The sequence below is a fragment of the Edwardsiella ictaluri ATCC 33202 genome, assembly GCF_000264785.1.
Lineage (GTDB): Bacteria > Pseudomonadota > Gammaproteobacteria > Enterobacterales > Enterobacteriaceae > Edwardsiella > Edwardsiella ictaluri.
Genome location: NZ_AFJI01000105.1, coordinates 33,605 through 42,455, shown reverse-complemented (window position 1 = coordinate 42,455; position 8,851 = coordinate 33,605). Strand labels below are relative to the sequence as shown.

10 protein-coding genes are annotated in these 8,851 nt (G+C 60.4%); 7 read left to right on the top strand and 3 right to left on the bottom strand.

The annotated features are described in order from the left end of the window. On the top strand, positions 1-2,286 hold a 2,286-nt coding region (locus EIEH_RS18155; protein WP_152412048.1), incomplete at its 5' end, for an autotransporter outer membrane beta-barrel domain-containing protein. A gap of 83 nt (positions 2,287-2,369) precedes the next feature. On the opposite strand, the gene ribA is transcribed toward EIEH_RS18155, so the two are convergent. After that, entirely contained in the window at positions 2,370-2,960 is a 591-nt protein-coding gene (gene ribA / locus EIEH_RS15890) for a GTP cyclohydrolase II (RefSeq protein WP_015871643.1), read from the bottom strand. A gap of 290 nt (positions 2,961-3,250) precedes the next feature. Between ribA and EIEH_RS15885 the strand changes: the two genes are divergently transcribed. The 5 genes from EIEH_RS15885 (at position 3,251) to yciH (ending at position 6,805) form a co-directional block, all read left to right on the top strand. Continuing rightward, positions 3,251-3,970 carry a phosphatase PAP2 family protein gene (locus EIEH_RS15885; RefSeq protein WP_015871642.1) on the top strand — a complete coding sequence of 240 codons (720 nt, stop codon included), beginning with the start codon at positions 3,251-3,253 and terminating at the stop codon, positions 3,968-3,970. A 166-nt stretch (positions 3,971-4,136) separates the two neighbouring features. Continuing rightward, entirely contained in the window at positions 4,137-4,445 is a 309-nt protein-coding gene (locus tag EIEH_RS15880; protein ID WP_015871641.1) for a LapA family protein, read from the top strand. 5 nt (positions 4,446-4,450) lie between these two features. After that, positions 4,451-5,620, top strand: a complete 1,170-nt coding sequence (lapB, locus tag EIEH_RS15875; RefSeq protein ID WP_015871640.1) for a lipopolysaccharide assembly protein LapB — start codon at positions 4,451-4,453, stop codon at positions 5,618-5,620. Between the two features lie 113 nt (positions 5,621-5,733). Continuing rightward, positions 5,734-6,456 (top strand): orotidine-5'-phosphate decarboxylase, encoded by a 723-nt coding sequence (gene pyrF, locus EIEH_RS15870; RefSeq protein ID WP_015871639.1) that lies wholly within the window; start codon positions 5,734-5,736, stop codon positions 6,454-6,456. 22 nt (positions 6,457-6,478) lie between these two features. Continuing rightward, entirely contained in the window at positions 6,479-6,805 is a 327-nt protein-coding gene (gene yciH / locus EIEH_RS15865; protein WP_015871638.1) for a stress response translation initiation inhibitor YciH, read from the top strand. A 62-nt stretch (positions 6,806-6,867) separates the two neighbouring features. On the opposite strand, the gene osmB is transcribed toward yciH, so the two are convergent. Both osmB and EIEH_RS15855 read right to left on the bottom strand, forming a co-directional pair. Beyond that, a complete protein-coding gene (gene osmB, locus EIEH_RS15860; protein WP_015871637.1) occupies positions 6,868-7,086 on the bottom strand; it encodes an osmotically-inducible lipoprotein OsmB in 219 nt (72 codons plus the stop codon). Between the two features lie 180 nt (positions 7,087-7,266). Then, entirely contained in the window at positions 7,267-7,929 is a 663-nt protein-coding gene (locus EIEH_RS15855) for a DedA family protein (protein ID WP_015871636.1), read from the bottom strand. A 411-nt stretch (positions 7,930-8,340) separates the two neighbouring features. On the opposite strand from EIEH_RS15855, the gene EIEH_RS15850 reads away from it, so the two are divergent. Continuing rightward, on the top strand, positions 8,341-8,844 hold the full coding sequence (locus EIEH_RS15850) for a hypothetical protein (RefSeq protein WP_015871634.1): 504 nt from the start codon (positions 8,341-8,343) through the stop codon (positions 8,842-8,844). Positions 8,845-8,851: the final 7 nt, after the last annotated feature.

The window sequence follows — 8,851 nt, the reverse complement described above, 5'->3', positions numbered from 1 at the left end:
GTACAGTTGGGGGATCTCCAGCTGGGGGGCGCCTCTGATCTGACCTCGTTGGGTAAGATCGTGGGCAGCCTGAGTGCGGATGCCAGTAATGTCCTGCTGGAGCGGGGCAGCCAGCTGCTGGGCGATATAACCCTGGCGGGTAACGCGGCGCTGACCTCCCGGGGAGAGACCCGGAGGCTTCTGAGCGCCGATGCCAGTGCTATCACGCTGGAAAATGGTGCGGAACAGCAGGGAGATATTCGCTTAGACAACGGTGCCAGCCTTACTTCACAGGGTTTGACGGAGGGGCTGTTAAGCGCCGATGCCAGCAGCGTGACGCTGCAGACGGGTGGGCGACACACGGGAGTTGTTACCCTGAACAATGGCGCCACACTGACCATTCAGGCGCCGGTATCGGAGGTGGAGAGCACCGACGTAGGGGGGCAGCTGCGGGGAGATATGATCCTGACGGCTGCGTCATCGCTGATCTCCGCGGGAAGTATCGACGGTAAACTTCGTGCGGCGAATAGCTCGCTATACCTGCAGCAGGGAAGCCTGCATCAGGGCGATATTGCGTTAAGCGATGGGGCAACACTGGCGTTGAACGGGCGTAATCAGGGTGCTATCGACGCAGAGGCGAGTCTGCTGACGCTGGGGCGCAGCGCCGGGCAGATGGGCGATGTTGCGCTTAGCCAGTCGCTCCTGATCAGCGAGGGCCGCAGTCAGGGTGCGGTCAGCCTGAGCGACAGCGGAGCCTACTTTGGGCAGGATAGCCAGCATTGGGGCAATCTCTCTCTGGAGGGGAGCAACGCCCGGCTGGCGCTGCTGCCGGGGGCGATGCTGCAGGGCGATCTGTCTGTTGACGGTGCGGGCCTGCTGCGCTTCGGCGTCCCGCCGATGCCGGAGATCGCCATTGCCGCCACGCCGCCCGCCGCCGGGCCGGCGGTCTATCGTGGCCGCATCGCGGCACCGGATGCCCGGGTTGAGATGCGTGATACCCTGTGGCGCATGAGCGGTGACTCCACGTTAGGATCGTTGCTGGCTGATGATACCCTGATCACCGCGGCCGACGGCGCCTTTATGACCCTGACCGTGGATCGCCTGCACGCCGACGGTGCACTGGTGGCGCTGCGCGCTGACGCGGAGGCCAGCGATCGGCTGGTGATCAACGAGACCCTGAGCGGCGGCAATAACACTGTACTGGTGAACTATCTGGAGCCGACGCTGCCAGAGGGGCGGCTGAACGTGAGCCTGATCAGCGCTCCGGCAGGCAGCGATCGGGAGAGCTTTACCGTCAGCCGACAGTATATGGGCTTTAGTGAGGTGATGCCGGAGCTGATCGTTCGCGAGTCAGACAGTCAGTTGGACTGGGTGCTGAGCGGTTTTGATGTGGCGCCGGATAGTGGGCGTGAAGAGGACGCCGCCAGCCTGCTCTCTCTGAACTATCGCAACTTTATGGCCGAGGTGCAGTATCTGGATAAACGCCAGCTGGATCTGCGCAACGATCCGACGGATACCGGCGTCTGGGCCAGGGTGCTGCACGGAGCGGGCAGTGCGGCAGAAAACTATCGTGACCGCTATCTGCACCTGCAGGTAGGGGCCGATCGCCGCTATGGACTGGGGGAGACAGGCGATCTGCTTGCCGGGGCCACCTTCACCTTTACAGACGGCCGGGCCAGCGGCGATGGTTTTAGCAGCAAGAGTCGATCGCTGGGGGCCGGGCTGTACGCCACCGCGCTGCATCCTTCAGGCATGTTTGTCGATCTCAACGCTAAGTATGTCCACCACAGTACCGAGTATCAGGTCAGCCTGGCGGGGCTGGGGGAGCGCAAGGCGGACAACCACGCCTGGTATGCGCGCGCCGATGTGGGCTATCGCTATGGGCTGGGCGAGGGCGCTTTTGTCGAGCCGCATCTGGAGCTGGTATATGGTTCGTACTCTGCCACCCGTTTCGACTGGCGGGATCAGGGGATGGCGGTGTCGCTGGCCCAGCCGGGCTTTACGCCGCTGCTGGCGACGGCGGGTGTTACGCTGGGCCAGCGGTTCGATATCGGGGAGTGGCAAACCACGCTGCGCGCGGGTCTGGATTACCAGAGCGAGCTGTTGTCGACGGGGGATACGCTGCTGCGTGACGCCAGCGGAGAACGGACGATCCGCGGTGAACGTGACAGCCGGTTGCGCTATAGCCTGGGGATTGAGAGCCGTGTAGGTGACGGACTGCAACTGGGGCTGGAGGTGGAGCGAAGCAGTCTGGGAGATTACAACCTGGATTACAGCGTGCAGGCTACCCTGCGCTATCGTTTCTAAGCGGGCACGCCCGGTCGGTGAGGCGGGCGTGCGATCTCAACATGGGGACACTGGGGGCGGCAGAGGGCCGCCCCCGACCGTGCTCAGCCGTTCAGCAGGTGGCCCATTTTGGCGGCTTTGGTTGCCAGGTAGCGTTCGTTCTTCGGGTTACGTCCGACGATCAGCGGAACGCGTTCGACGATATTGATCCCCGCCTGGGTAAGAATATCGACCTTGTTGGGGTTATTGGTCAGCAGCCGGATCTGGCTGATGTCCAGCAGCTTGAACATATCGGCACACAGGGTAAAGTCACGCTCGTCGGTGGCAAAACCCAGCTGATGATTGGCTTCGACGGTGTCGGCACCCTGATCCTGCAGAGCATAGGCACGGATTTTATTCAGCAGACCAATGTTACGCCCCTCTTGGCGATGGTACAGCAGAATACCGCGCCCCTCTTCGGCGATATGCTCTAGTGCGGCTTCGAGTTGAAAGCCACAGTCACAGCGCAGGCTGAACAGCGCATCGCCGGTCAGACACTCGGAGTGAACACGCGCCAGCACCGGTTTTTCGCCGCGGATATCTCCATAAACTAAAGCCAGATGATCGTGGCCGGTGGCAATCTCTTCAAAGCCGACCATTAAAAAATCGCCCCATGGCGTCGGCAGTTTTGCCTCTGCCACTCGTTTAAGCTGCATGTTTATCTCCACAACCATATCATTTTTGTCATCGTGACAGCGTCACCTTTCGGTGCGCACTGTGGATGTAGATAACACAGTGACGCTAACGGAGTGCGTGACGCCTTCCTAACTTTGTCCTAAAAGCCTGACGCTATTTTGCCACAAAATGGGCGTTGATCTTGACCTGGAAAGCACATTTATTGTCACTTGGGTTGAAAAAGACGGAATAAAAATGCTGCGTAAACAGCAAAAGTATTATTGGATATAGTGAGTTGTGGGACAAGGTTATAAGGTCCAGGAGCGAACGGATGACGATGATGGTCAAAAAAAGCGCGCTGGCACTGCTGGCGCTGCTGCTGCTTCCTCTGGCGTTGCTGGTTAGCGGCTGTCGGTGGTCCCCGGCCTCGCCGGGGATGGATGGCCCATTCTGGTTTGCCGTCACACAGAGCGTCAGTCAGCCATGGGGGATACTCAGCGCCGCGCTATTGGGCGGGATGATGGTTCACCTGTTGGCGCTGCGCGGGCGGGATGCGCTGCGACTGTTTCTGCTGTTGATGCTGTGCGTCGGCAGTGCGCAGGGCATCAATGCGGGGATCAAACGCTGGGTCCAGGCACCGCGTCCCTATATCCTTCACCTGACGGCGGAAGCGGGCGCCGCGCCCGCCGATTTTTACGCCCGCAGTGTGGCGGAACGGCGCGAGTGGGTGCGGCGCCACGTCGCGTCGCAGCCGGACTGGCTGGGTAACCATTGGGTGCGGGAGACGGGGTTTGCCTTTCCCTCTGGCCATGGACTGTTTGTTGCAACCTGGGTGGCACTGGTAGCGATGGTACTGCCGCGGCGACGTTACGCCGTGATGGTACCGCTGCTGGTATGGGCGGCGGCGGTGATGTACAGCCGATTTGCACTGGGGATGCATTGGCCGCGCGATTTGCTGGCCGCCGCGCTGCTGGGGTGGCTATGGGCGTTACCGTTCGGCTGGTATATTTGCCGCCGGGGGCTGGGTGGGGCGGAGAGTTGGCTAAAATGACGCCGCTTACCGCTGCGCAAATGTACCGGAGCACAGCGCGGATACCAGAATCCCGTGCCTTTCTGGCGGGCGGGGTTTCCATGCCCCATGAGTAAATGTTAATTTAGAGGTGGTTTCGATTTTTTAAGCATTATTCATTTGCTTAACCTGAACAACAGGAAGAAATGTGAAATATTTGCTGATTTTTCTGATCGTCCTGGCCTGTTTTGTATTGTCAGTCACTCTGGGTGCGCAAAATGATCAGGTCGTGGCCTTCAACTATCTGTTGGCCAAGGGCGAGTATCGTCTTTCGACTCTGCTGGCGACGCTGTTTGCTGCCGGTTTTATCCTTGGCTGGGTGATCTGTGGCCTGTTCTATCTGCGAGTACGCCTGGGACTGGCGCGGGCGCAGCGTAAAATTCGCCGGTTGGAACAGCAGCTGACGTCGGCGCCGCCGCAGGGCAGCAGCACCGCGGCTCCGGCTGCGAAGGAATAACCGCTATGCTTGAGCTGCTGTTTCTGCTTCTCCCGGTAGCGGCTGCCTATGGCTGGTATATGGGGCGAAGGAGCGCACAGCAGGATAAACAGCAGGAGGCTAACCGCCTGTCACGGGAGTACGTGACCGGGGTGAACTTTCTGCTGTCTAACCAGCAGGATAAAGCGGTTGAGCTGTTCTTGGACATGCTCAAGGAGGACAGCAACACCGTTGAGGCTCACCTGACGCTCGGTAACCTGTTTCGTTCCCGCGGCGAGGTCGATCGTGCCATTCGCATTCACCAATCCCTGATGGAAAGTGCCTCGCTCTCCTTTGAGCAGCGTCTGCTGGCCGTACAGCAGCTGGGGCGCGACTATATGGCGGCGGGGTTGTATGACCGGGCTGAGGAGATGTTCAGCCAGCTGATTGATGAGGCAGATTTCAAAGTATTTGCCCTGCAGCAGCTGCTGTTGATCCATCAGGCGACCAGCGATTGGCACAAAGCCATCGATGTGGCCGAAAAGCTGGTGCGGCTGGGCAAAGATCAGCAGCGCAGCGAAATCGCGCATTTCTACTGTGAGCTGGCGTTACAGGCGATGGGCAGCGACGATCTCGATAGGGCGCAGAGCCTGCTGAAGAAAGCCACAGCGGCAGATAAGGGCTGCGCCCGCGTCTCGATGATGCGCGGACGGGTATTTCAGGCGCTGGGTGAACCGGCCAAGGCGGTTACCGCCTTTTCCCTGGTGCTGGAGCAGGATAAGGCATTTGTCAGCGAGGTGTTGCCGCTGATGGAGGCGTGCTACCAGGTGCTGGAGCAGCCAGCGCCCTGGCATGATTTTTTGCGCCGCTGTGTTGATGAGGACGCTGGCGCCAGTGCAGAGCTGATGCTGGGACAGGTTATCGAGGCGCAAGAGGGGCTGGAGGCGGCGCAGGTATATGTCAGCCGTCAGCTGCAGCGCCACCCGACGATGCGCGCATTCCATCGTCTGATAGACTACCAGCTGGCCGAGGCAGAGGATGGACGCGCCCGCGAAAGTCTGCAGCTGCTGCGTGATATGGTTGGCGAGCAGATCCGCGCCAAGCCTCGCTATCGCTGCCTGAAGTGTGGGTTTACGCCGCACAGTCTGTACTGGCATTGCCCCTCCTGCCGGGCCTGGGCGACCATTAAGCCGATCCGTGGTCTGGATGGTCAATAGGCGTGATTTTACTGCGCGTCGTACCTACGCCCTAGGCAGAGCGGGGCGTGCTGTGTACAATGCCGCTCCTGAAAAAGGTATTTCTCCGCTAACGCCAGATTCAGGAACCCATCATGCCAATATCTACTCCGATACGCTCCCATAGCCACTCTCCGATCGTTGTCGCCCTTGATTATGCCGATCGAAACGCCGCCCTCGCACTGGTGGATGCGCTCGATCCGCGCGACTGCCGCCTGAAGGTCGGCAAGGAAATGTTCACCCTGTTCGGTCCCGAGTGGGTGCGTACCCTGCAGCAGCGCGGATTCGATGTGTTTCTGGATCTTAAGTTTCACGATATCCCCAATACCGTCGCCCGCGCCGTGGCGGCGGCGGCGGATCTGGGGGTATGGATGGTCAACGTGCACGCCAGCGGTAGCGTACGCATGATGAATGCGGCCCGGGAGGCGCTGCTGCCCTACGGTAAGGAGGCGCCGCGGCTGATCGCCGTGACGGTGTTGACCAGTATGGAGCAGGCCGATCTGCAGGCGATCGGCATCGATTTGGCGCCGGCTGACTATGCCGAGCGCCTGGCGCGCCTGACGCAGCAGTGTGGGCTGGATGGCGTGGTCTGTTCGGCACAGGAGGCGGTGCGCATCAATGCCGTCTGTGGATCCGCCTTTACACTGGTGACGCCGGGGATCCGGCCCGCAGGGAGTGAGGCTGGTGATCAGCGTCGGATTATGACGCCACAGCAGGCCGTCGCCGCCGGGGTTGACTATATGGTGATCGGGCGTCCAATCACCCAGGCGGCGCAGCCGGCCGAGGCGCTGCGCGCCATTCTGGCGACGCTGGCCTAAATCGAGACGGGAGTGGGTAAAAATGCAAGAGAGTAACAGTCGGCTGGTCTACACCACCGACGCTGGGCGAGTCCACGAAACGGCGGCCGTAGCGTCACGTCCAAAGGGGGATGGCACGGTACGAATTCAGCGTCAGACCAGCGGACGTAAAGGCAAAGGGGTATGCGTGATCACCGGTCTGGATCTGGACGATGCGGCAACATTGGCGCTGGCGGCCGAGCTGAAGAAACGCTGTGGCTGCGGCGGCAGCGCGCGTGACGGCGTCATTGAGATCCAGGGGGATAAGCGCGATTTGATTAAGCAGCTGCTGGAGGCGAAAGGGATGCGGGTCAAGCTATCCGGGGGCTGAACGTGCGCTCATCCTGACAAAAAAGCCGGCGTACGCCGGCTTTTTTACCGGCCGGAGAGGGATTACCTGCCTATCTGATGGCCGATAAGGCCACCGATGGCAGCGCCGCCCACGGTGCCGAGTGCGCTGCCGTCGGTCAGGATAGCGCCGCCCAGGGCACCGGCACCGGCTCCGATGGCGGTATTGCGATCGCGTTTGGACATGTTGGAACAGGCGCTGAGAGAGGCGGCCAGCGTCAGCGCGAGGGCGACCGTAGCGGCGCGTTGCAGGGTACGATTCATATTGGACTCCTTACTGCGTTCCGATACGTTTTGAGTGTAGCTCATGCGTTAGCGGAACAGGGGGATGATGGTGAGAGCAGTATAGGCGTGGGAAAAAGGGCGAACAGGTAAATAGTCTGATTTGCAGCGCCGCCCTGCGCTGGACGGCGCTGCGACAGGGCGCCCGCCGTCCGCAGGAGATCAGCCGTGCGGCTGGCGGCGCCGACGCAGCAGCAGCAGCAGGGTGCCCAGCAGCCCACTGACCAGCAGAACCACCGGCAGGATGAGCAGGATGGACATTACCTGATCCTGATGCTGCTTAACGAAGGGGATGTTGCTGATGGCCAGCCCCAGCCCCATGACTACGCCGACCCACAGCAGGGCGCTGATCCAGTTGAAGAGCTGAAAGCGGGCGTTATGTAGCCCGGACAGACCGGCCAGCACCGGCAGAATGGTGCGGACAAAGGCCAAAAAGCGGCCGATCAGCAGCGCCATCAGACCGTGGCGGTGAAACAGATTATAGGCGCGCTGGTGGTACTGGGGCGGTAATCGCAGCAGCCAGCCCTGCACCAGGCGGGCATCGCCCAGCCAGCGCCCCTGCAGATAGCTGATCCAGCAGCCCAGGCTGGAGGCCACAACCAGCAGGCACAGGGTGGGGAAAAAGGGCAGTACGGAGCGGGCGATCAGGGCCCCGGAGAGCAACAGCAGGCTGTCGCCGGGCAGAAAGGCAGCGGGCAGCAGGCCATTCTCCAGCACCAGCGTAGTGAAAAGAATGGCGTAAATAACCCAGACGATATGCGGATCGCTCAGCACGGCGAAATCTTGTACCCACAGTGCATGCAGGATCTCTTTAATAACTTCCATTACCTTACCTTAATTGACTGCGGACAGGCTCTTGGGAAAAAGTGGAGAGGATGCCTCTACCCCAGTGAGCGCAACAGACGCTACGCCAGCCTGATAACCCGCCAAATATAGCACAGGACCGCCGAAAAACGGACGCGCTGCGATGTCACTATAAATAAAATCATACAATTGTAAATCAATCTGAAATAGCGTGCAGTAATGTGACAGTGTCGGCAGCGGGCTGAAAAATGGGGAGGATAGCGGATGAACAGCAGACGTTTCCGTAAGCCGTTTTGATTCTATCGCACGGGCGGGGTGTATTCACGGGGGAAACAGACTGATACAGAATGGTTGCCGCCACAACAGATGGACGCTTTCATTGTATCATCGACGCATTAGGATAGTAGCAGACTGTTTTTAGGGGAAAGAATAATGAGTAAAGCCGTTCTATGGCTGGGTGCCAGCCTGGTGGCACTGTACGTTGGCGGCGCGGCGGCGGAGTCCAACACCTTCGTGGCGGCCGATGCACTGCAGCCCGCTGCCGCATCGCGCTCCACCGCACCGTCCAACGCGCCGCAGGCGCAGATTAAGGTTCCCACTGCCAGCCTGCGCTATATGCAGGCGCTGCAGCTGGTGTTTTATCATGATGTCTATCGGCGCTGTAATCAGCAAAATAGCCCGTCGCCGCTGTATAGCGCCACGGTAGACGCGCTGCGTACGGTGACATCGCTGGGGGAGAAGAACCGCCTGACGGATCTGCTGTATAACGAGATGGCGGGTAATGCGCTGGGGATGGCGATGGCCAGCGATCCGGATCGCCAGCGCTGCGCCGTGGCAGGCAATATTTATCAGCAGCTGTTGAACAGCGACGCGCCCGGCGTCCTGCAGCAGGTGTTCCGCCTGCAGCTGCCGGCCGATGAGCCACCCCACGCCTAACGTAGCG

Coding starts and splice junctions, on each gene's coding strand:
- ribA (WP_015871643.1), bottom strand. CDS start 2,960: ATGCAGCTTAAACGAGTGGCAGAGGCAAAACTGCCGACGCCATGGGGC.
- EIEH_RS15885 (WP_015871642.1), top strand. CDS start 3,251: ATGACGATGATGGTCAAAAAAAGCGCGCTGGCACTGCTGGCGCTGCTG.
- lapB (WP_015871640.1), top strand. CDS start 4,451: ATGCTTGAGCTGCTGTTTCTGCTTCTCCCGGTAGCGGCTGCCTATGGC.
- pyrF (WP_015871639.1), top strand. CDS start 5,734: ATGCCAATATCTACTCCGATACGCTCCCATAGCCACTCTCCGATCGTT.
- yciH (WP_015871638.1), top strand. CDS start 6,479: ATGCAAGAGAGTAACAGTCGGCTGGTCTACACCACCGACGCTGGGCGA.
- osmB (WP_015871637.1), bottom strand. CDS start 7,086: ATGAATCGTACCCTGCAACGCGCCGCTACGGTCGCCCTCGCGCTGACG.
- EIEH_RS15855 (WP_015871636.1), bottom strand. CDS start 7,929: ATGGAAGTTATTAAAGAGATCCTGCATGCACTGTGGGTACAAGATTTC.
- EIEH_RS15850 (WP_015871634.1), top strand. CDS start 8,341: ATGAGTAAAGCCGTTCTATGGCTGGGTGCCAGCCTGGTGGCACTGTAC.